Source organism: Ferrimonas senticii DSM 18821, assembly GCF_000422665.1.
Classification (GTDB): Bacteria; Pseudomonadota; Gammaproteobacteria; order Enterobacterales; family Shewanellaceae; genus Ferrimonas; species Ferrimonas senticii.
Window position 1 is genome coordinate 61,111 of the sequence record NZ_AUGM01000008.1, and the last position, 23,106, is coordinate 84,216.

Annotated in this window: 11 protein-coding genes, 1 other RNA gene and 1 pseudogene; 2 read left to right on the forward strand and 11 right to left on the reverse strand. The window is 48.5% G+C overall.

Going from position 1 to position 23,106, the window contains the following annotated elements:
- Position 1: 1 nt before the first annotated feature.
- On the reverse strand, positions 2–11,146 hold the full coding sequence (locus G506_RS0107225) for a putative Ig domain-containing protein (protein ID WP_028116276.1): 11,145 nt from the start codon (positions 11,144–11,146) through the stop codon (positions 2–4).
- 313 nt (positions 11,147–11,459) lie between these two features.
- On the opposite strand from G506_RS0107225, the pseudogene G506_RS20655 reads away from it, so the two are divergent.
- A pseudogene (locus G506_RS20655) lies at positions 11,460–11,642 on the forward strand (transposase family protein); the annotation flags it as partial.
- 33 nt (positions 11,643–11,675) lie between these two features.
- Here the strand turns inward: G506_RS20655 and G506_RS0107235 are convergent.
- The 10 genes from G506_RS0107235 to ffs form a co-directional block, all read right to left on the reverse strand.
- Positions 11,676–12,826, reverse strand: a protein-coding gene (locus G506_RS0107235) for an IS3 family transposase (RefSeq protein ID WP_156904836.1) whose coding sequence is annotated in 2 segments (ribosomal slippage) — positions 11,676–12,583 and positions 12,583–12,826 — 1,152 coding nt in all. Because the reading frame shifts where the segments join, the coding sequence is not laid out codon by codon here.
- 502 nt (positions 12,827–13,328) lie between these two features.
- The gene (gene cas6f / locus G506_RS0107250; RefSeq protein ID WP_028116280.1) at positions 13,329–13,952 is read right to left on the reverse strand and encodes a type I-F CRISPR-associated endoribonuclease Cas6/Csy4; all 624 of its coding nucleotides are present in this window, start codon (positions 13,950–13,952) and stop codon (positions 13,329–13,331) included.
- Positions 13,953–14,993: a type I-F CRISPR-associated protein Csy3 gene (gene csy3 / locus G506_RS0107255; protein ID WP_028116281.1), complete on the reverse strand. Its 1,041-nt coding sequence runs from the start codon at positions 14,991–14,993 to the stop codon at positions 13,953–13,955.
- Positions 14,971–17,091: a type I-F CRISPR-associated protein Csy2 gene (locus tag G506_RS19150; RefSeq protein WP_051201976.1), complete on the reverse strand. Its 2,121-nt coding sequence runs from the start codon at positions 17,089–17,091 to the stop codon at positions 14,971–14,973. The genes csy3 and G506_RS19150 overlap by 23 nt, the downstream gene beginning before the upstream one ends.
- Before the next feature lie 5 nt (positions 17,092–17,096).
- Positions 17,097–18,320, reverse strand: a complete 1,224-nt coding sequence (locus tag G506_RS20660) for a TniQ family protein (protein WP_028116282.1) — start codon at positions 18,318–18,320, stop codon at positions 17,097–17,099.
- Positions 18,321–18,396: 76 nt separating this feature from the next.
- Positions 18,397–18,696 carry a helix-turn-helix domain-containing protein gene (locus G506_RS0107270; protein WP_028116283.1) on the reverse strand — a complete coding sequence of 100 codons (300 nt, stop codon included), beginning with the start codon at positions 18,694–18,696 and terminating at the stop codon, positions 18,397–18,399.
- An 82-nt stretch (positions 18,697–18,778) separates the two neighbouring features.
- Positions 18,779–19,813 carry a TniB family NTP-binding protein gene (locus tag G506_RS0107275; protein WP_028116284.1) on the reverse strand — a complete coding sequence of 345 codons (1,035 nt, stop codon included), beginning with the start codon at positions 19,811–19,813 and terminating at the stop codon, positions 18,779–18,781.
- Positions 19,800–21,701 carry a Mu transposase C-terminal domain-containing protein gene (locus G506_RS19155; protein ID WP_035387132.1) on the reverse strand — a complete coding sequence of 634 codons (1,902 nt, stop codon included), beginning with the start codon at positions 21,699–21,701 and terminating at the stop codon, positions 19,800–19,802. The genes G506_RS0107275 and G506_RS19155 overlap by 14 nt, the downstream gene beginning before the upstream one ends.
- 2 nt (positions 21,702–21,703) lie before the next feature.
- Entirely contained in the window at positions 21,704–22,321 is a 618-nt protein-coding gene (locus G506_RS0107285) for a TnsA endonuclease N-terminal domain-containing protein (protein WP_028116285.1), read from the reverse strand.
- 134 nt (positions 22,322–22,455) lie between these two features.
- Positions 22,456–22,552: signal recognition particle sRNA small type (ffs, locus tag G506_RS20665), an RNA gene on the reverse strand.
- A 220-nt stretch (positions 22,553–22,772) separates the two neighbouring features.
- Between ffs and G506_RS0107290 the strand changes: the two genes are divergently transcribed.
- Positions 22,773–23,093, forward strand: coding sequence for a ComEA family DNA-binding protein (locus G506_RS0107290; RefSeq protein ID WP_028116286.1), 321 nt, complete (start codon positions 22,773–22,775; stop codon positions 23,091–23,093).
- Positions 23,094–23,106 lie beyond the last annotated feature (13 nt).

Consider the following 23,106-nt stretch of genomic DNA (forward strand, 5'->3'; position numbering starts at 1 on the left):
TTTATCTCCTCTTTACAAAAACATCAATGATAGGCGCATCGAAGTGACTTCTCCGATACCCTGGCACTTTTCGTTTTGAGGTTCCTGCTCGTCCAGTTTTAAGATCAAAGCCCAATATTACCTTATCTGTACGCAAGTCTACTACGGTAACGTCCAGCCCCATCGCTCCCTTTGAACGATTCTTCCCTTGATTTAGCGTTCTTTGACCATTTTCGAATCTGAAAACCTCTGCTTCTATTTGCGCATTGAATTTTCTCAAGTACCGATTGATGGAATCAACATCGTCTTCGATGAGCTTTTCTAGGTTCTTATGTGCAGACGACCCGAAAGACTGCGCAGATTGCCCTGAGTCGACAACTTTTCCAACGGCATCCACCATTCGCTGCACAACAAACTCACCGATAATACCGAAAGCTTGCTCTGTTATTTGGCCCTTAGTGAAATCTTTCTTAACTTCTCCCCAAAGTGCTCTTGAAAATGTTCGCTGGAAAGATGGAGTTGCAACACTTGCCATTCTTGCTCGAATATTACTCGCAGAACCAATACTAGCTAGGCTAAAGTTTCCAGTAGGATCTACATAGAATACTGGATCAGCATTGGCATAAAGGTACTTATGCAGTGTAATCGGCTGACCGCCAATGCCTCTCCATTCATCCATCTGCCCAAAACGCCCAATCTCAGCGTCATACGTCCTAGCTCGCAGATAGTACTGCCCCAACTCACTATCAAACTGTCCCCCAGTAAAGCGATATGGGTTCTCTGTTGTCCCTTGTTGCTCCAGCAGATTACCAAAAGCGTCGTATTTATACGTATCGCTTACCACGCCTGTGGTATCGCTTATTGCGCGTACACTACCCAATCCGTCGTACAGGAAGTCAGCACGTTGCCCTGCTTGGTGTTGACTGAGCAGATCATGGGCGTGTACATACTCAGAGGTCACGCCATTGTTATCGCCAGTCTCAGCCACTACCTGGGCATAATCACGGTTGCTGTCGATAACGAACTGTTTGATTACGCCGTCTTTACCCTGTGCAATGCGGATCCCATCAGGGTTGTACAGGTATGTATGGCTGCTGCCGTCCTTGTCGAAGCCACTCAGTTTATTGATGGCGTTGTAGCTGTAGCTGACAACGTCTGCACCGTCGTCCCTGGATAGGATGTTGCCGTTTTCGTCATAGCTGTAACTGACGCTGCCCTGCTGTAGCAGACGATCATTGTCGTCATAACTGAAGCTGGCCAGCACGCCATTGATGTCACTCTGGATCCGGTTACCTACTTTATCGTACTGGTAGCTGGCAGTATGACCGCCGGTAAACAGATCGGTGATCTGTTCAGCTGTCAGGCGATACAAAAGGTCATAGGTGTACTGGCTGTGGCGACCGTCGTGCTCAAGGATCTCCGTCCGGCGACCGGTTGAATCCAGGGTGTAGGAGATCCGGTTGACTACCGTATCTGTGGTGCCCTGGTAGTCGCCCATTCGCCATAAACGATTTAGAACGTCGTATTCGTATCGGGTGAACAAACCACTATCACGCGTCACCTGTTGCAGGTTGCCGACCGCGTCATACTGGTATGCCGTGATCGCACCGGTCTGGTCGGTGTGATCGTTCAGGCGGTTCAGTGCATCAAAACTCTGGGCTTCGATCCGCTCACTACCATCACTATAGGTAACCTTCAACTGCTGTCGATTACCCTCGGCATCATAGCTGTACTCCAGTATCGTGCCGTCCGGCTGCGCTTCGCGGATCAATCGGCCGGCAAAGTCGTACTCATAGTTCCAGGTACCGTTCTCGGTTGTGGCCTGGGTACGGTTGCCGTTAGCGTCGTATTGATAGCTGGCCTGGGTACCGTCGGCATAGTCAGTCAGTATCAGTCGGCCATTGTCGTCATAACTGTGCAGGGTAAGTGCACCGTTGAAGTCGGTATGGCTGATCAGGCCGCCGCTGTCGTCATAGGCAAAGGTCTCGCGCTGCCCCAGCGGCAGTACACGTGCAACCTCTCTTCCGTTACTGTCGTATTCCCAGTGGGTCACTCTACCAAGGGCATCTGTCTGGGTGAGTTTGTTACCTTGTTCGTCATAACCATAAGATGTCTCACCACCTAGTGCATCAGTCACTTTAATCAACGAGCCTAACGCATCGTATTGATAGCTAGTGACAATACCTGCTTGATCGGTGCGGCTAATGGTGCGCCCCATTGCATCGTGACTTTCGCCAATGCTAGAACCATCTGCATATTCGGTACGAACTCTACGATCCAACGCATCGTAGATATAACGAGTCGTGCGCCCTAACGCATCGCTATCTGAGACGAGATTGCCATTTTCGTCATACTGGTAGCTGTGCTCATTACCTAACGCATCAATCACCTTAGTGCGTCTACCAGCAGCGTCATATTGATACTCAGTAATGGCGCCATTACGATTGGTGACTGACGATATGCGACCAGCCTCATCGTAATGAGTCGATTCAGTTGAACCATCCTCATAGGTGGTTTGTACTAGCCGATTAAGAGCGTCATACTGATAGTAAGTTTTATGCCCAGCACGATCTGTCTCGGTTAGTTTGTTGTTTTCTGCATCAAAGGTACGACTTAATTTTGTACCGTCAGGGTAACGAGTTTCCAACAAATTACCGTAAAGGTCGTAAACCATTTCGGTACGCAAGCCATCGGTACCTATTTGAGCCACTTCACGACCTAAAGCGTCATACTCCGTACGCAAGGCTCGTCCATCTGGGAGAATAGTCGCCACCAACTGATTACGGGCATCGTACTGGTAGGTTGTTGTGTCCTCTGAATTACTGCCATCAGGCAACTTACGAGTGCGAGTTTCACTCAATAGGTTGTTGTTAGCGTCGTAGCTATAGCGGGTTTGATGGCCAAGCGCGTCAGTTTCAGTGAGCTTATTCCCTTCGTTATCGTAGGTATAGTTGGTCTCGTTACCAAGCATATCAACGGTTTTGGTAACTAAGCCTGCGGCATTAATATGATTACCAGCCTGCTTACCTGTGGGATCTTGCACCAGGTAGAGGTTACCGACACTGTCATAGCTGTTGGTGTAGCTATTACCCAGAGGATCTGTGATGGTGGTTTCCTGGCCACGAGTGTTGTAACTGTAGCGCGTGACGTTCCCCAGTGGGTCCGTCTCGGTCAGTACATCGTTAGCTGCACTGAAGGTTCGAGTAGTGGTTTCACCCAACGCGTTGGTTTCTGTCAGTTGATTACCACGATCATCAAAGGTGTAGTTCGTCACTTCACCAAGCGGATTCACCATCGAAGTAACATTGCCGCGATCGTCATAGTAGTAGAGGCTGGTATTACCCAAACGATCGGTGACCACCGATTGCTGGCCTATCAGGTCATGATCGAACTCAGTACGGTTACCCTGGTTATCTTCCTGAGCAGTCAAGCGGCCAGCATCATCATAGATATTACGGACGATGGTGCGCCCCAGTGGATCTACGATATCCAATAAGCCGTGTGAAAGGTTGTAGGTGTAACTGGTCTGGTGGCCTAACTGATCGTCGCTGGCGACCAAATCATTGTCGTCGGAATAGTGATAATGGCGCTTATGCCCCATGGGATCGGTGATCGTCTGGATCTTACCTTCGCTGTCGCGCTCAAAGATAACCGCCTTACCGGATGAGTGGAAAATACCATCATTGGTATACACCAATTCTGCGCCATTAGGTTCTACGACTTTTTCAATGCCATAAGATTGGTCAAGGTAATAGACGTAGCCTGTGCGGGTAGTAAGCTTGTAACGCTGCGGATTGATTGGCGCAGCAAAGAAACCCTTCTCTACTAACTGAGAATCAACTAAGCGGGCAAACCTGTCGTCTAGCGGCTCTAGCGTTGATTGAGTGTCTCCTTTCGCTTCAAATTTTAACTCCACATCCAAGGCCGGCGAGGCAAGATTACAGTGTGGCGACGCGTAACCTTCAAAGCGTTCAACTTCGCCATCAGGCAGGGTTACAGTAACCACTGGTGCACCTTGTGGCTCGATGCAGTAGTTCGGGATCAAGCCTAAAGGACCAGAAGGATAAGCGTTCATCGCCCAGAACTTACCTGGAGTGCGCGACTCTTCGATTTTCACATCCTGATAATCAATACTCCAACCATAACCGAAGTCCAGTGCTTCATGGCGACGGCGGCTGTCGTATGTCCGATTTACTTGAATTGGCAGGCCTGCCATTGGGATCTCAAGATCCGTCAAAGTAATAGAAAAGTTACCTACTTTGAGATCGCCTTCTACAGCAAGGGTAATGCCATCTTGTGATTGGGCCCCGTTAATATCAGTCGCTTGCAAAACAAGATCGTACTGGCCATTTACCAGCAGACTTGGATCCAGTACTGAAATTGCTTGATTGTTGGCAACCGCATCGCCACGAGCCAACTCTTGCCATTGTTGATTGCCAACGGAGGAAAGATAAAGAACCCAACCTGCTAAGTTATCGTCAGCTATGCTCGCGATTACGTCAGAACTGTTCCACAGCACGTCATCCGAAGCCGGAGATAGCAACTGCACCACAGGCGCTTGAGTATCGTTAGCATCTGCAACATTAACCACAGCAGTAGCTTCCTCAGTTACCAGATCATCACTCGCTTGGGCCTCAATCAAATATTGACCAGGCGCACTTGCAACCCACTGAGCCTGCCCATAACGATCCAGCGCCAATGGTTGGCCATCAATAGTCAGTGACGAACTAACATTGCCGGTCCCGCCACTCATTTCAAGGGTCAGAGTGAGCTCTTCCCCCTCGTTTAAATAATCCCCGGATTGCCAAATCGTTAATTGCAATGGAAGAGGTTCGTCAGTTACGAAGACAGAGAAGCGCTGCAGTGTTTTTCCCTTGCCATCGTCTGCGAACAACTCAAAACTATGGTTGCCGTTCTGATCTGCTTGAGGGGTCCAACTCAATACTCCAGTTGTTGGGTCAATGCCGGCACCAATAGGCCCTTGTAGCAGGCCAAATGCTAGTGCATCGCCATCTGGGTCTTCTGCGATTACGTCGTATCTGTACTCAGCCTCAACCACAGCTTGATGACGAGGAATGCTAGAAATATTTGGCAGCTGATTACTTAAATCCGCCGCAATCACAGGCAGCGTGAAGCTTTGGGTAGCAATGTTGGCGCCGTCGGACACCGTAACAACAACCGAGTGCTCACCAATATCGCCTTCTTGCGGATTCCAGATCAGTAAACCAGAGGCATCTATAGCCATGCCGCTAGGCGCGGTACTTAGCCCGTAGGTCAGCGGTAGCGCTTCTGGATCAACCGCAATTACTTTATACAAATAGACCGCGTCAACCATCGCTGGTGCAGTTGGCAAAGAACGGATCTGTGGCGCTTCATTTTGTTCTGAAGGTAGATTCACAAATACGATAAAGGTTTGAATTACCTGGGCTCCGCGAGCATCTGTAACCTTTACTTGGACATTGTGGCTTTGGCCAGCCTGCACTTCGCTTGGCATCCAATTCACAACGCCATCAGTGGAGAGTTGCATGCCATTGGGCTTAATGAGCAATTCATATGACAGCGCATCGCCATCAGGATCTTTAGCCTCAATCTGATAGTGGTAGTTATTCCCTAGGTTCACCACCGATAGTGGCACTGAATGAATCTGTGGTACCTGATTAGCCGTCTCGTTGACCGGCAGAGTCAGTGTTTGACTGGCAAAGCCGCCGCGGCCGTCGCTGACATTAATGTCAAAAACGAGAGAGGTACCAATTTGATCGAAAGACGGTACCCAAGTAAATAGCCCAGAATTGTCTATGGCCATTTCAGGGAGTGCACGCTCGAGCGAGTAAGTTAGCGGGTCGGAATCAGCATCAACAGCAACCAACTGATACTCAAATGTCTGGCCTGCATACACATATCCTGACGGCTGACTTCGGATTTCTGGCGCGGTATTTCCAAGATCCGGATCGATGACTTCCAATGTGAACTCTTGTTGTGTGCTAGCCCCTCGAGCATCGATAGCGGTTAACGTGACATTGTAAATGCCTACATCCGCCTCTGTGGTGTCCCAAAGAATCAATCCGGAATCAGCATCAAACACCAGCCCTTGCGGGCCAGCAGCAACAATAAAGTAAACTTCATCTCCATCAGTGTCGGTGGCCATTGGTAAATATTGGTACTGATTTTCCGCCTCGACTGCCAGACCAGGCTCGGATGTAAACACCGGCGCATAGTTATCTGGCTCAACGACGGTCAAAACCACATCCTGCGTGGCGACTTCGCCAGCCAGATCGGTCGCCGTCACGGTAAACAGGTAGATACCGATCTGATCAGCGGAAACGGTTACCAAACCTGTAAACGGATCGATCTCGACACTCGCAGGTTGATCTTGCAACGCGTAGGCGAAGGCATCACCGATGTCCGGATCCGATACCTGAATCTGGAACTGCGCTGGCTGGCCAAATACTGCTTCCCATGTTGATGCACTGGTAACACTGGGGGCGTCATTCAGGTTTTCAATTTGAACACTGAAACGCTGCTGGTCGCTTAAACCTGCGGGGTCGTAAACTCCAAGCTCAACTAGCTTAGCTTTGGCCGAATTGTTGTTATCCAGACATTCTTCATCTTGAACATTAAGTACCGCACGCAATGTGTCTGACAATACCTCAGGATTGGCAACATCAAAGGTTAACCGGACCGAATCACCTGCCGATAATGCTGGCACACTAAGGTCACCCAATTGAGTTTCGCCATTCCAGTAATGACCGTGGTAAAGCGAGATAACAGTTGATTTGCGCGTTGGTGCTAATCCTCGGTTCAGTACATCGACAATAATTTTTGTTCCATTGTCACCTAGGGAAAGATGACTAACCACCAAATCTGGTTGCGCGAGAGCTTCACTGTCGATGAAGGTGTTAAGGCGGAAGGTATTGTGGGTCAACCAACTGTGTGCTGGCTCTGAAGGCACAGAGCCATCGTCATTGATATTGCCAACGGAATACGCATGTTGATTCCAGATCCCACGAGTTGGAGCCCAGCGATCCTGCTGTTCTTCAAAGACACGGATGCCGGCAAAGCCGCTAGATCCATTACCTGCCACCACGACCATCTCAGCGTGACCATCGTTGTCGACATCTACAATGATTGGAAGCTCGTAGGTAGTTCCTGATGGATTGGCGATCTCGTAAATAACGTCGCCTGTAGGACCATCAAATATCCGAAGTTTTGTTTCATCCGCATAGGCAACTTCAGCGCGCCCATCACCGTTGAAGTCGAATACAGATGATCCGGTTTTGTGGGAGGAATAATCCTGATTCGCACGCTTCCAAAGCAAGGAACCATCTGCATTGAACGTATTGTAATAACTGCGTCCAGCAACCCCAATCTCTGGCTTACCGTCACCATCTATATCAGCGATCGTAGGTGCGCCCCCATCGCCGCCGCCAGGTAGCGTTACCCTCCAGATCTGTGTACCATCATGTTCGATGAGAGTTACATGGCCGTCACCTGTCAGGACTATTTCAGCGAAGTCATCATTATCGAAGTTTCCAACAGCGGCGAGTCGTTCCCCTTTGGAAAATCGTTTGATGCCATCATAGCTGTACACAGTTCCGCCAGCGATGACCTCCTTTGAACCATCCAAATCAATATCGGCAGCAAATGTGATAGGACCGTATCCGCTGGGACCTGTGCTGTTAGAACCTTGCCAAATAACATGACCGTTAGCGTCGAAGACTACGCCTCCAACCATTATTTCAGGTGTTCCATCGCCCTCTAGGTCATGAATCGCAGCCCCGCCACGGTTAACGATAGAGGGAATAGAAGTTTCCCATTTAACCGTCCCATCATGCTCGAAAGCCAGTAGACCGCCGCCATCTTTTGGCGCAATGATCTCGAAGAATCCATCATGATCGATATCAGCCGCAGCAAGAGAACCAAGCGCGAAAGTGTGCGCAGAAAGGTCAGATGTCCAAATGGGCGAACCATCTTTTGCACTGATAGCTCTTAACAGGCTGCTATAGTCATTGCTATGGCTGTGGAAGATGATCGCCCTTTCATCGCCATCATCGATCTCACTATTTCCATTGGTATCGAACAGCGGTACGACAATAGCCGCGTGAATGACTTTCTTGTCATGGGATTCTGGCTCTGAGCCGTTCCATTCCCACTTAACAATCGGCTGCAATGACGCATCCAATGACTCTGGTTCGGCTAAGCACTGCGTATGAGTGCTTAGTAATGAACCTGTAAAGTCGCTTGTAGGAGACCAAGTTAATAGGCCAGTCGTACCATCAACGTCAGCGCTAGCAATCGATTGCTCAAGGATAAAACCCAGCTCATCACCAGGGTTTTGATCCCGAGCTTGCGAGGCATATTGATAAACCTCTCCTTCGGCAACCATAGTCGGTGCCTCGGTCACAAATTCAGGGGCATGATTTTGTTCGACAACTAACGTAAAGGTCTGAGTGACCTGCGCGCCTCGCAAATCCTCTACTAATACGGTTATCTGATACTCACCAGGAGGAAGCAGGGTTGGATCGGATGACATACGACCTGTGCGTGGGTCAATGTACAAACCTTCTGGCCCGTTCGCGATAGAAAAAATTGCGGCATCACCAATATCTTGATCCTCGACCGTTACCTGATAATCATAAACTTGACCTGCTTGATGGGTAACAGTCGCTTCGCTTGTAATAACAGGTGCTTTGTTATTGTCATGCACATTCAGTAAATAAACCTGCTGATCAGACAATCCGCCAATATCGGTAACATCTACGCGAACGACTGCTGCACGAGATTGGTTGTTAAGGACATCACATTCATCTACAGATGCAGGTACTTCCAAAACAGCAAAAACATCGGTTTGTAAAACACTGACGTCTGATAGTGGAATAGTTGCCCACGATTGACTGCCACTTTGAAGTGCTGCTACTGGGCTATACCCAAGGTACTCACCATTTTCATCTATGCCCGCATAGAAATGAACGACAACTTGCTCCGAAACATCCGCTATCCCTCTATTCGATATTTCAGCAGATAGGGTGTATTTACCCTCGTCAGCTTCATTTAAATGAAGGCTGCCAACTCGAAGATCTGGATTACCTAAATGCTCTAAGGCAATAGGCAAATAAGACATAACGAGACTGGTAGGCCCAAAAGCAGTGCTAAACAATCCCGAATTTGTTGACCAAGTGCCACTAACCTTTTGTTCGTTCAGCAAGTAGCTGATGGCATTTATAACTACTGGATCAGTCAACTCCGGCTGACCATAATTAAGTGCAGTTCCTACCCATGCAGTAGTTAACGGATCACTTGCGCTATTATTATATCGCGACCAACCACCATCTTGGTTCTGGCGCTGACGTAAAAGATTATCTATGTGAACAGTTGCAGCGTCTATACGTAGCTTAAGCTCTTCGTTAATGAATGAAGAACTTATCTCGCTTAAGCCAATGTACCTAAATACACTGTATAACGTGTCGCTGTTGTTATCTTGATAATTAGCTAGCAAATATTCCGCAATGGATGGCATCAATGCTTTGTAATTTTCAATTATCTGTTGTTCACTTTCAGCAAATGGAAGCCGTTCGCTATCAGTTATCAACTTAGCCGCAGCTTGTGCAACAAGCGCTGTAATAGGGGTAGGATTATTGAGCCAAGCAGTATTATGATCTTGAGTCCAATACGTCTGGCTCGACGAACCTTGGCGCTTGTCATAAAAGAATTTTAGCGCATTCGCTCTCACTAGAGCCGTTCTTTGCCGGTCAGGATTATCACCTAAAGCCCACAATGCCAACGCAGTTTGTGTTTTTGAGTACTCCGGATGTGACTGCCGTATCGAACCGTCGGATTGTTGGCTGGTTAATAGCTCATTAAGGAGATATTCAGTCGCTTCCAAGTCAACATTAATCTTATCAATAGACGTTTCTAAACCCAAAAGGCTTTGGGTTTGAACGTGACACCCCAAACAATTATGTTGTTTATCCCACCTTACCGCTTCATTTGCTGTGTAGGTACTTGCTATCTCCAGAGCCTCTTGGACTCGGCGGAATAAAGGCGCTATGTACGTTACGCTAGCCGGATCACTAGCAATGTCGTTAGTCGTCGAAACAGCACCGGCAGGTATTACATAGCACTGTTTATTTAGAGTCGGAACAGTCCCTACGTAAGCAGCATCGGGCAACCAAGTTATTTCACCAGTGTCGGCAACAATCTGCATACCCCTTGGCGCAGCAACAAGTTGATAATTAAGAACATCATCTTCATTTGGATCTTCAGCTAGGACGGGGTAAGAATAATTTGAATCTTCTACTGCATGTTCAATTGCTTGACTAATGATTACTGGGGGCTTGTTTGTCCTTTTTACGTTGATTGTCACTTTAGCAACAGAGGAGTTATCTTCACCATCGTTCGCCCTGAAAGTCAGTTCATCTGCGCCGTAAAAGTTAAGGTTCGGGGTATATGTTAACTCTGAGTTGTGAAAAGTAAAGGTGCCATGCTGAGGCGGTGTTACAACCTCAAAAGTCAAAGCGTCGCCATCGGGATCAGATGCCGGTAAATTGATGGATGCTGGTTTATTTTGTTCTGTTTCTAGGAAAGCATCGGCTACTGTGGGTGGTTCGTTATAACAGCGTGTGAAGCCTTCAAATGTAAAACTGATCCATCCTTTTCCGTTCAGTTTAAAGCCAGATAGGCGGATAATGGCAAACTTCTGGATAAGATAATTTTGGTTAGAACCTTTACCTTGCTTTTTTTGCCAGACGGGGATGATGATCGACTTATCAATTAACGCGCTTAGGTTAGAGCGAATAGAACTGCTATTTTTAACTCCAGGAGTCCCCTGCACCCAGTCTCCAATATCGACCTTGTTATCAGAGGGGTTATTGGGATTGATATAATCCTCGCTATTTCCAGGAGGAATTAAGCTATTTGCTAGGGTGTTAGCATCTTTCTTGCCGTCCCAATTCAAGAAAGAAAAATTACCTGCACCTGATTTAGTCGGAATATCAGCGAAATTTGTATTAAGCTTTGGAGAACCAAGAGTCGCTTCTGAAATTGCGAGAGGATAAATAGAGCAAAATTCTGACGACTTTATCAGCGTGTCAGCGTTTACATGACACGACACTGTAAACGCAATCAACATCGCGAATTGCAGTAGCTTCCCTAGCACGGCACCAATCTCCATTTGAGTTCCATAGCTAAAACAAAACCAACTTCCTGTCGGTTTTTTGACGCTCAGCTGTCAAGATTTGCATAGCGTGACATTAACAACACTCAAATATCAACATTTTAGGCGAAACATTTTGAAGCCCAACTTACCGTCAAGAAGTTGGCTCTCGTACAGAACTTTTAACGTGCCCGTCGTTATGACTATGATACGTTGCTCTGAGGGATGGTAGTCCAAGGCAAGATCATGAATGTTTCTTGACCAATTTGGGCGTCTGATTGACCCACAGATCGGTCTGTGATCTCATGCTCTCTTTTTCGGGCGTACCAGCATGGTCATCGACGGTATCAAAGCACACTTCAGCATCATTCAAGACAGTCGGCAAAGTGCCAAAGTCGATTACCCATTGTTCGATATCCTGTTTGGTGCCCTTTGTGCCGTCATTGCAGGTGCCCGAGGCTGGACGGATATTCGTGAGTATGTTCTGGGCCACCATGACTGGTTTCTTCGTCATCGATGATCTGCACCGGTAAAACTGGACACACGGCTAAGCTGCATATTTCAGTTCGTAGTTTGCAGGGCTGAGATACCCAAGCGCACTGTGCCTTCTGGTTCGGTTGTAATCAACCTCAATATATTCAAATACGGCTTGCCGCGTAGTTTCACGATCCATAACTGGCTCATACTGAATGGCTTCAACCTTCAATGAGTGGAAAAAACTCTCTGCACAGTCATTATCCCAGCAGTTACCCTTTCGACTCATACTCAGTTGCAACTCATGCGCTAAAACCAATTCTCGATAAGCATGGGAGCAGTATTGGCTTCCACGATCGCTATGCACGATAACTCCCTTCGGCTTGCCTCGTCGAAAGATAGCCATTTTCAGTGCGTTACAGGCCAACTCTGCGGTCATGTGCGTACTCATCGACCAACCGACGACACACCTTGAGAAAAGGTCAATGATGACGGCTAGGTATAACCAGCCCTCACTGGTCATTAGATATGTGATCTCGCCTACCCACTTTTGGTTTGGTGCCGACGCACTGAAATCTTGCTGCAACGGGTTTGGCGCAATCGGCAATTTATGATCACTGTTCGTAGTAACTTTGAATTTACAAGCAGCCTTGGGGACCAAACCCTGCCTTCTCATGCTGTTTGCGATGGTCTTTACATTGGCCGCATCGCCGTTATCAGCCAGTTCTGCTTGAATACGACGAGCACCATCACGCTGTTTACTGGCATCAAACGCCGCTTTGATTTTTACATCCCGATCATCACGCATCTGCTGTCGTTGGTTGCAGATGGCACCGGTGTTACGCCAATTGTAATACCCACTACGCGATACCTTGAGCACCAAGCACATCCGCTTCAAAGAGAGGTGGTGTTGGTGCTCAAGCATGAACTCAAACCGGCTTACTTTTGGTTCTTCGCGAAGTAGGTAGCCGCCTTTTTTAATATGGCAAGATCCTCAGCTTGTTCAGCCAATTGCCGCTTAAGGCGAGCTACCTCGGTTGCCAACTCAGCTTCACGCTGACTGGTGTTAGCTTTCTTCTCGGAAGATGCTCGCCAGTTGTAGATCTGAGACTCATAGATCCCAAGATCTTTGGCTGCTGCACTAACGCCTTTGAGATGTGCCAACTTCAGGGCATCTGCCTTAAATTCAGCCGTGTAGGATTTGCGTTTGGTTTTCGATGTCATGGTTCACCTCGTTGAGTGATTTTACTCACTTAGCTCGGTGTCCAGAAATACTGGTGCGGATCATGTTCAATCGGTTTACTCCGGCTGAACAGGCCTTAAGCCGCTTGTTCAGTATCCGAAAACAGCCCATTGAGCCAGTCTGGGAGCTGTATGTCAGTCAAGCGGAGTTAGCGCTCCGGCAGGCTCCTCTGCACAATGGCCAGATGTGAAAAGCCTCCAGCGATCGCCGCAGGCTTTAGTTGGAAGTGCTACTTCTTCGGTAGAATCACGTTCTTCGTGGTGGCTGCTTGCTTCTTGGCCTGATCTCATCTGCCTTTGCGGCGGTTCACGCCAGCGTCATAAACGCCTCATCAACACTGTATTTCTCGGCTGCCATTGCGGCGGTTCACTGTTGATTCTAGGCTTAATATCCGCGCTCCTACTGACTTTTCACCGAAAAAGGGCTGATCCACCCTTTTTCTAGAACTAACACCAAGCCATTGACTAAATGCGTTAAATATTTCTAGCCAAAAAAGTTGGTCTTACAGTCCCTGAACTCTGGCACGGTCCCAAGGTACTGCTGGTTCGTGCCCAAGCCATACTGCCCGTAGCTATCGGACCTTTCACATAGGTTCAGTTCTTTCTGGATATGGAGCAAAAACTGTTGGCCTGTGCTCTTACTGTGCATTAACACACTATGGAAGGGGTCTATCCGACGCTCTATTACATCAACAACAGGTTGAAAAACTTCGCCCCTATCTTCAGCACGACGCTTAGCACGCTCCAACCTTCGGCGTTTCTCTCCAGGGAAGCATTTAGCAATACTCTGATTCCGCTTGAAGCGGACCTCTGGGCAACTCCTCGAAACTGGGTGGATTTCAGTGCATTCAAACAGTTGGTCGCTAGCCATGATATCGAAATAATTTTGCTTACTAAAATGTTCAAGCAACGCCTTGTTAGCGCAGACAAATGCTATCGAGTTCCCCAGAGATGCTTCCGTCCAATCAGGAAAACTTACACCGATACCACCAGCCACTTGGTGACGACAGAGAAAGCCGTGGAGTACGGAGATACAGCGACCAGCTAGTAAGCAAGCGTCGACATCCACGGGAAGATAACGAATGGCAAAAAAGTATCGTTGCTTCATCTAATTTCTTCCCTGCTGGAATAGACCACCTTTGAGAAGCACAGACATGAGGTAATGGATCTCACTGGGAATATCGCTGCCATCAGTTTTTTTACAGTGCCTTAACTGGCGGGCATAGTAGGCAGTGCGCCTCAGGTGTTGATAAAAGTCTTGGCCTGTCGTCGGATGCCGGAGAGCAACTAGGCTGTGCTTGTTGGCGCCATACTCATGCACCCGAAGTGGCATGTCGGCCTCTTCATCCCACCAATCATCAATCGTCTGCAGTGCGGCGCCAACCTTCTCTGCATGAAAACTCGCAGCCTTACGCCCGTCAATACACTGCACTTTGGCCAATTCTCTTGAGGGCAGTCCTTGCTCCACATTTTCGGTAAACTCTTGGCTAGGGTGAATCTCCTGACAAAAAGCCACTGTCATCTTCGCGGTTATCGTGGCAAACCAATACTGTTTCGGGTCGCTTAATGCTTGGGACAACTCGCAGGTGAGGGCTTCAAGCGTTGCATTATCCATTTCCGACCATTGAGATTGCCAATCCAATCGCCGCGCATCACCAATCAGATAGAGTTCGCCATTGGAAGTGATCACCTCTATCTCGGTTCCCATGGTCTGCTTATTCCGCCAAAGCCATGTGCCCATCAGGATGTTCCTGGCATAGCGCCTGGCCAGCTCCTGATATCCTCCAGCTTGTTTGTAGCCAGCAGCCAACTTCCTTAGCCAACGATTCGCCTTGGGATTGTCGCTGCCAGTGGGAGCCAAAGAGTTGGCTTCAACACGCAGAGAAAAACGACACAGTAGTTCCTCAACCAATGGTGGGACATAACATGCTTCGATGGTTTGGGGGTTGCCGTAGGCCAAGTCTTTGGTTTCGGTCGATTTTGCTCGGAAACGTGCGTCATAGCCCGCAGAGAAATTACCCTTCTGTCCATTGATCTTGTTTACTTCTACTGGGAGCGGAACAAAGTCGCTGTCTTGGGTTTGATAGAAAAATACCGCTTTGCCTGGGGACAACGAGCGGATGTAATTAAGATGTCGGCCTAACTCCATAAAAAGGCTCCAGCAGAGTGGCTTTGTGCAAAAGCATAGCTCTTCCGTCCACATCCATTTGCCAGAAAGCCTTTTCAAGAAAAGACTTCAGCCCAGCAAGCCGCACCTCAATTGGCCCCACACAGTTAACCACGCCAATCGCAGGCTCAGCATAGCAATGAGTCCGCTCCAGGCTGCCAGCTCGTTCCTGAGGCTCCTCAAGCGCCACAAAGCCAATCGATGCTGGACGATAACTGGGATTCTCTGTCAGAAGTTCAGGTAGCTCATCCAGAGCCGTAACACCTGTTGCTGTGGGATACACCCAGGCCCCCCCCCTAGGAAGGCGCTTTAGCTCATCAAACAGCTCTTGAGGCGACGTGTGTAGTTGGCACCAATGGGTATGCTCATAAAGGCATGGAGGCTGCAGACAGCCACCGGCAAAGCGAGAGGGGAAGGCGGCTTGAGCTAGGTTGAGTTCCTCCGGTGACAACGGTGCTTCGCCGTCTACGGACACCAGTTTAAAAACTAGCTCTATTGACATGTCGCACAACTTGTTGTCCAGAATGCCTGGACGCTTTACCTCTGACGGTGCGGAAACCTTACGCGGAGTTCGAGGCTCTGGCAGCTTTTTTGATTCATTAAGGTTGTACTGAGCGATATACCAAGCCGTTCCTGCAATCTGAATCGGTCGCCCCAACAGTTCAGTCAATTTCCGCTGGTATTGATGTGCTAGTCCCCATAGCGCAGACAGTGAAGGGATCCCAACTAGGTAGGGGTTACTCAACGCTTGAGCATCAAATACACGGAGCCCTGAAAGGTGCAGATAGCTCAACGATGTCGACTCTTCGCTAATGGCCTCATCCTCTTTTGCTAACTCATTGAGCAGCCATTTCAACTGATTTTTCAGTGGCAATAGTAGTTCGGGGTGATAGGCATACGGTTTGCTGTAGTGAGACTGCTCCAACTCTGCCTGCAAGCGGCTCGACAGCGGAAGCAAACTTTCAGGAAGGCACTCTTTTGGCATCACCAACAAGTCTCTTTCTAGACCGGCAGGCAAATTCAACTTGAGACCACGCTCTTCCAGATCATCACGCCATTCTAGTATCGGGCTCAACCACTGGGCCAAACTTCGTCTGATGACTCGTAGCGATGCGGCTCGCATTCTTCTTCGCTCCCGCAGAGTCTGGAATCCTTGGCTTCCAACTAATTGTTCCAATGCAAACACAAAGTGTCTGCTGCTCAGAGCCTTATAATCAAAAGCGGTTCCACTATGCCTTATTTTATTGCTTAGGGCACCAGCCAACCCTTGGGATTTAGGCACATACACCGGAGGGGGGTAAAACAACGCTCGCACTCGTCCTCCTTGGCTGGCAACCAGATCACTAACCGATGCAGGGTGAGCATGTTCTATGGTGATCGCCCTTAACTGCCGACTATTGGCCAACTGCTGGATCTTACTTTGCAGGCTGTGACTGACCACCGGCGTTACTGAGCAATAATCCCGACCATCGAATACTCTAATCTGCTTACTGTATGAGCTGATCTCTTCGGGAAGCGTCGACTGTTCCAAAAGCTCTAACAGCCTTTGTCTCAATTGCTTGCGCGTTTCTGAGGGCAAAGCACGCTGTGCCAATTTAGGCAACCACTTTGATGGCGACAAGATCACTTGTTCTGCCAAACAGGTTGCTTCCCCGCCCATCAGGAAGGCTGTACTGAATAACCTGGCACGATTGACCTCCGAGCTGTTATGGGACCAGCCCCAAAGTGCCGGTTCTGCTGACGAAGTGATGGCTCCAAAGATTGTCTGGGGCTGCGGTAGGATAAGACGTTGATGGCTAACTCTGGGGTCTGGATACTTCAAGTTATGGCTGTGGAACCACCTAGCCTCCTTGAGACAACGCTCAAAATGAACTGGATCAGAAAGAACCTGCTTGGCTTGGCTGATAGACAGTAAATCCTGCACATCATTTCGTTTGAAAGTCAGGTTGCACAGGATCGTTAACGCCTTAAGTTCGCTACCTGAAACCTCTATGAGCGCCGTTGCCGGTGAAAAAGCTCGACGTAATTGTTTATCCCGCTCCTCAATATCTGGGATTTTAAGCAATTCACTCAAATGCATTTAAATCACCATGCGGGCAAATATTCATCACCGCCGTCGTTTAATGATTGCATCCGTGCTAAGCGCAATTCCATCACATCACGCAACCGAAACGCAGGAGTGTGTGGTTGAAGCTTTCCATACTTCTTTACTCGCACGGCCAATGGTAAATAGCCCTCTCGGCTAAGGCGATATGCGGCATCGACATTACAGGACAAAGCAGCGGCAACCTCCAGCAAACTCATCAGCACGTCACCAATATTGGCTTGCTTTGACAGCGGATTCACACGAACCAACTCAGTCAAATAGTGAACAATCGCCCTCAGCACAAAATTACGACCGACATCTCGCATTGGCAGCTTGCGAGCATCAATGAGCAGATTGCCAAACACGTCTTTAAAAGACGTGTGGTTAAGGCCTTTTATTAGCCTCAATTCCGCTTGCTCTCGACGACACTCGAGCTCGTCGACAAGTGCGTTTGGCCAAGCCTTAAAAAAGGTAATGGCATTGTTACAAGCTTCAGCTTCCGTGACGACGCCATCCAGAAAGGTTTGAAACCAAAGCAAAGCCCCAAAACGAGTGGACGGGTTGCAAGTTAAAGCCAGCGGGCTGTCGCCGCTCACTTTTTCGCCAGCAACGACTTGGCTAAGCTCCAGCACCGTTGCATCGGCTCGATTTCTCGGCGCACAAGACAGGGCAAAACCACATTCACAGTGCCCAATTCGCTCGGTTATTTGATAGTCCAGTTGTTGATGACATTCAGGACAATGGCTTACTAGATTATGACCATGAAGATGACATGCGTTATATAGCGAAAGGTGCCAATGCTGTCGGATGTACGGCGACTCTTCCAAACATTCAGGGCAAACAGGGACGCCCTCTCGGCGAAAAAATTTGCGGGGAATGTCGATACCGTCTCGAAAAACTGAAATCGCTCCGCTTCCAAAGGTTGTTGCGGAATGCATCAACGCAAGCTTCAGCAGCGGCAGTTCGTCCGAACGCGACAGTTGTTGAAAAAGTTGGATTGCGCGCACTCGAAGACTGCTACTGAGGTTGGCGTGATAGACATTCAATAAACGTAACGTTTTCGGGAATGCGCCTGCTGCTCGGTGATCTTGTTGCGCTAACCATTCGTGTATGGGGGTACTCAGTGCTTGATACGACTCAAACCCATTTTCTTCGGCAAGACGTAGCACATAGCTTTCCAGCGACTCGTCATCAAACGGTGAAGGCCTGACAAGTAACTCCACTACTACCCCCTAAAACTAAGAAAGTCTTAGTTTTAGGGTAGTATCAATTTCCAATCATGGTAAAAAACTAACGAGATTAAGCTTTTGTTAGCGACGCAAGCAGTTCCTGCTGCTCTTCTTTCGAGCGTTTGGCAACCGCGCACATGATTTCGGCAAGCAAGTCATCTTCACAATAGAAATACGCTACGGGTACCCCAAGCTCCACAGCAACTCGCTTCATCGTTTGGTAGTCAGGAGTATGCTTGCCCTTTTCATACTGGTTCATCCTTGCGCTGGCCGTATTTGGGTCCATTCCCAAGCGCATTCCTAGCTGTTGCTGAGTTAAACCTACCGCTTTACGCGCCACTCTAAGCCTTACCGGTAAAGGAGTTGTCATCAATCATCAGCTATCCAAAAGCAATCAATAGCTAAGATTTTCTTAGTTTAAGCTTAAAAGTGTACTAAGGATAACTTAGTTTTCAAGGGCTACTTCGCTTCAACATCGGAGTCTTGCTGAGAAGCTGAGAAATCGGCAGCAGATCCATGAACTGAGTAGAACGGATTGGATCAGTACCTTTCGGTGCATCAAAATCATATGCTGAGTATTCAGATACCTCAGCTGCCATGATTTTATCGACTGAGAGATCAAATGGGTTTGAGTTTTCGGGTGACCATAAGCGGAACGTTTTTGACATGTGAACAGGAGTTAGTGTTTCTGCACCGTCCAACAAAGCCAACTTCGTCGCTTCATAAAGAAACTCTTTCAGGAAACTAATTCGCCCAGCGCTGGATGCGAATAGCGCATAGGTCGTATGTTGCTCTTCTAGTTTTGGCCGTGATGCAAAAGGCATGCACTGAGCCAGACCCATCAAAAATTTCACAAAATCAGCCGGATTATCGGATAACTTAAAATAAGGGATCATTCGGCGATTAACTAAACGACGTCCCCATTGTGGCTCGTCAGCAATCTTTGCAGCCCAAGGCATGCCAACCAAAACAATAGGAATTTCGGCTTTTTCACTAATGAACTTCAATCGGTTTGCTATTCCCGCTCTGCTGGCCTCAGACTGAAACTCAAGGAGCTCATGAAACTCATCAATAATAATCAATTCGGTGTGACACTTTGACAGCAGCCTGACCAGTGACTCGGTCAATGCCTGATCATTACCCTTGCTTCGCCTAGATGCGTTAAATGGTTGACCAAGATCTACATGAAGTTGGATGAGCGTCGAATCTAAATTAGCGTTGCTGGGGATCCGACTTAACAATATCGGGCGGTGTGAATACCCACCGTTTTGCCTTTGCGGAACCAGCCGGACGTAATGTTTTATCAGTTCAGTTTTACCCGTTCCCGTATCGCCGGTTATCAACATACACTGCTGGGTTCCCCCTAGCTGCTTATTGAAGCGAAGTCGTTCAAAATCATCAAAGATTTGGGTGACAATAGGTGATTCAACGAAGCAGTTTTTAAACGCTTCGAGCCTTTGAATTTGCTCGTCGTCAAGAGGACTCATAAGGTTTTAACTCGGAAATCATTTCATCCCATCCGTCCTGGCTGGGTAACGCAGGTTTACTCTTTTCAACTGCGCTAGCAGGTGCAAACTCGCCATCAGATGACTTAGGAACGACTGTACCAGTACCGGCACTGGATACATTCTGCTGACGGGCTAGCTTTGCCGCCGGCTTCACTTTGCCGCTGCGTTTGCCCGCTTTTATCTCTTCTGCTTCTTGCTCAATACGCTGATGGAGCGCCATGCGCACTTGCGCGAGGCTCTCAAGATCCAACTGCTCTCTGATGAACTCCCTATGTAAGCGGCAATTCACTTTGTGTTGCTGCAAAGACAAGCCTTTGGTGTACCCCACAGGATCTACACAAGGCACAGCCAGATAGCCCTCCAATTGTTCCACGAACACGTGGATATAGGAGATGTCGTCAGGATTGGTTTTCACGCGTAGCGATGGTTGCTCACCACGGCCACGATTTACCGTATGGTACTTTCGGTAGGCAGCAAACTCATCACTGTCATAGCGAAGATTATGGATATGGATGCCTCCACGACGGTGTTGGCGGTCATCGCTTTGCGCCAACACAATTTCGAGCTTCTTTTGGTCATCATCAGACAATGGAAGCGGTGGTAGGCTCGTTACTGACTGCAGCCAAGAGTGATAGGGAATCCCATCAAATCGGCTATCGGCATCCATATGGTACACATCAATGATCCAGCGATGGAAAACCTCAATGAAAGTACTAAACCGTATCACAGCATCTTTGGCTGGATTGTAGTCTTCTTTTTCCAGAATATTCGAGAAGGTCTTGCCCCGCATAGAGACGAGCAGCTCACGGTTTATCGTACCAAACATACGCTCCACCAAAGGTTTGAGCCAAGGTCGCTTTACCGGGTTGAACTGAATATCAGTAACCACCTCCAGACAAGCCTGCTCTAAGCTTTTGCTCCAGAACTCAGCACCATTATCCACAACCAACGTTTCAATCTTACCGTGACACGGCCAATCGTTTTTCAGTTGAGGAAATCGTTTGCAAATCTCATCCTTCGGCCTCATCGCATTGAGCAACGCCATCTTTACGGAGTAATAAGATGGCTCTTTGTAACCGATGTGGAAGCCGACTATGCACTTGCTATGACTGTCGATGAGCAAGGTCAAGAACGCGCGGCCTAGCGGGATGTGAAGTTGGTCATCCAGCAGAATAATATCCAACGGTGTATGGTCGATCTCTACCCGCTCAAGTACTCTCGCCGGTGGAATGTGGCTACCGACGGCATCAAACTCCACGTCAGCCTTGTACTTGCCATGCCGAGCCTTCATCACTTCATAGGGAGGAAGCCGATTGATTCGTTCATAAAAAGCCTGATGTGAAATTGGCTCAATTTTATCTCCGAGGGTATGCTGATTTTCAACCCATATTGAGTCTTTGTAAAATTGATAAACCGCCGCAACCGAGGGGCGCTGTGGGATCAGATAGCGCTCCACTGCCTTATCAAAGATCTTCTGCTCACGAGAGCTGGTTCTCGATTTGGTATTGCCTTTATTTGCATGCTTCGGCACTAGAGCGAGAATCTCACAACCGGCTTGTTTATAAATTCGCCACCACGAGGCTAGCGTGCGCCAGCTCGGTGCTGGTCGCCTTACAGCCAGTTCCGCCTCAGCCAGCAATGGCTCAATGTTCTTTTGAGTCCATCCTCCCTTAAGGTTCTTTCGAAACCAAAGCACGTAGTCAGCGCGCCGATAAGTCTCATCTCGCACTGATTCGGGGTAGCTAGCGATATCACGTGGGATCAGTTCCGGCCCTTGGGGTGCTTGATCCCGCTCCTGAAGCGGCAATTCCGAAACAAACTCATCTTCAAAGCTTGGGAATACCGTGCCGCGTGTATCAGCAGGCATGGCTAACACCAAACCTGAGTATCAAAACCCAGAGCACTATTGAGAAGATCAGTCGTTATCTGCCCTCCAGCCACCAACGACAGTGTTGTTGCTAGCACCGAGCCAGGTTCTTCACCACTTTCGCCAACGAGTTCAGCAACGCTGACCACCCCGATGCATTTAACAAGCTTGAGCAAGCGAAGGTGCAAGGGGGTCATGGCTTGAAAGCCCGAGTATCGATGCAACAATTTGAGATTGTTAAGGATTGGGTTTACGCAGATCTGCTTGTCTGTCACCAGAACTAGAGAGATCCCCAACTCTTTTGCCTTTATCTGCTTCGCATGAAAACGGCTTCGAAAATCACTACGTAAGGTTCTGCGCTGGGGTTTTACTTCAATAAAACGACGTACCCCGTTTTCTACTACTGCAAAATCGGGTGTGTAACCGCAGTCACGTCCATTAAACGCATAGAAAAATCCTTCGGGCTGGGCTTCAAAATATTCAACGACAGGAGAGTATTCAAAATGAAAGCAGGCATCGAATTCGAGTGACGATTCGACCGTCAGTACGCTGTTCGTTTTAGGGCTGGCGAAACGAAAGAGGTTTTTGACCCGAGAGTGGCCGAGATTGCGTCGATACATCTGCTGACGCCTCAATGTAGTTTTACTACATCAAAACTTAGTCTATGCAGACTTATGCCACAAGTTATGCAGGGTTTTGCTTGAAGTATGCAGACTTATGCTTGAAGCGACAAATTTTTATGAAGATTTGGGTGGCACCCCAGCCACATCCCGGCACACACGTCCTCCGCGGTGGCTGCTCCCTTCCGGGCCTGACCAGGTACACGAATTAGCGTTGCGAGAGGACCGGGGCACCATAGAAAGGTGCGCTCGGACAAGCGCAGACGCATTATGACTACAGCCCTGCCGCCATGCAATACCTTGGCGATCGTTCGCACAGGAATTACCCAATCACGCCAATCAAGCCGGAGGCGACACATTTGTTGTAAAGCCGCTGCACCAGCGCTTCTACCGCTGTCGTTAGCTATCAAAGTGTCATTACCGGCACCGAACCGCTAGAGGAGCACACCCAATGAGAAAAGCTTACCCGTTCATTATCGCTTGCTTGCTCGCTATTGCTGTACCGAGCCTTGCTGCCACCGCCAATGTCGCTACCACAGCCAGTACCAAAAAAATCGAGCAGACGGCGAAGGCGTTGGCCAAAATCAACGTCAATACCGCCAGCGCATCGCAATTGGCTGCTGGTCTCAAGGGCATTGGTGAAAAGAAGGCGCAAGCGATCATCGACTACCGCCAAAAGCACGGCAAATTCACTAACATCAACGGCCTGACTAAAGTCAAAGGCATCGGTGCTTCGCTGATCGCCTCAAACTATCACCTTATTGAGTTGTAAGTGTTTTACTTCA

Bases quoted from the DNA above. Each gene is read 5' to 3' on its own strand.
- G506_RS0107225 (WP_028116276.1), bottom strand. From the start codon at position 11,146: ATGGAGATTGGTGCCGTGCTAGGGAAGCTACTGCAATTCGCGATGTTG.
- cas6f (WP_028116280.1), bottom strand. From the start codon at position 13,952: ATGAAGCAACGATACTTTTTTGCCATTCGTTATCTTCCCGTGGATGTC.
- csy3 (WP_028116281.1), bottom strand. From the start codon at position 14,993: ATGGAGTTAGGCCGACATCTTAATTACATCCGCTCGTTGTCCCCAGGC.
- G506_RS19150 (WP_051201976.1), bottom strand. From the start codon at position 17,091: ATGCATTTGAGTGAATTGCTTAAAATCCCAGATATTGAGGAGCGGGAT.
- G506_RS0107270 (WP_028116283.1), bottom strand. From the start codon at position 18,696: ATGACAACTCCTTTACCGGTAAGGCTTAGAGTGGCGCGTAAAGCGGTA.
- G506_RS0107275 (WP_028116284.1), bottom strand. From the start codon at position 19,813: ATGAGTCCTCTTGACGACGAGCAAATTCAAAGGCTCGAAGCGTTTAAA.
- G506_RS19155 (WP_035387132.1), bottom strand. From the start codon at position 21,701: ATGCCTGCTGATACACGCGGCACGGTATTCCCAAGCTTTGAAGATGAG.
- G506_RS0107285 (WP_028116285.1), bottom strand. From the start codon at position 22,321: ATGTATCGACGCAATCTCGGCCACTCTCGGGTCAAAAACCTCTTTCGT.
- G506_RS0107290 (WP_028116286.1), top strand. From the start codon at position 22,773: ATGAGAAAAGCTTACCCGTTCATTATCGCTTGCTTGCTCGCTATTGCT.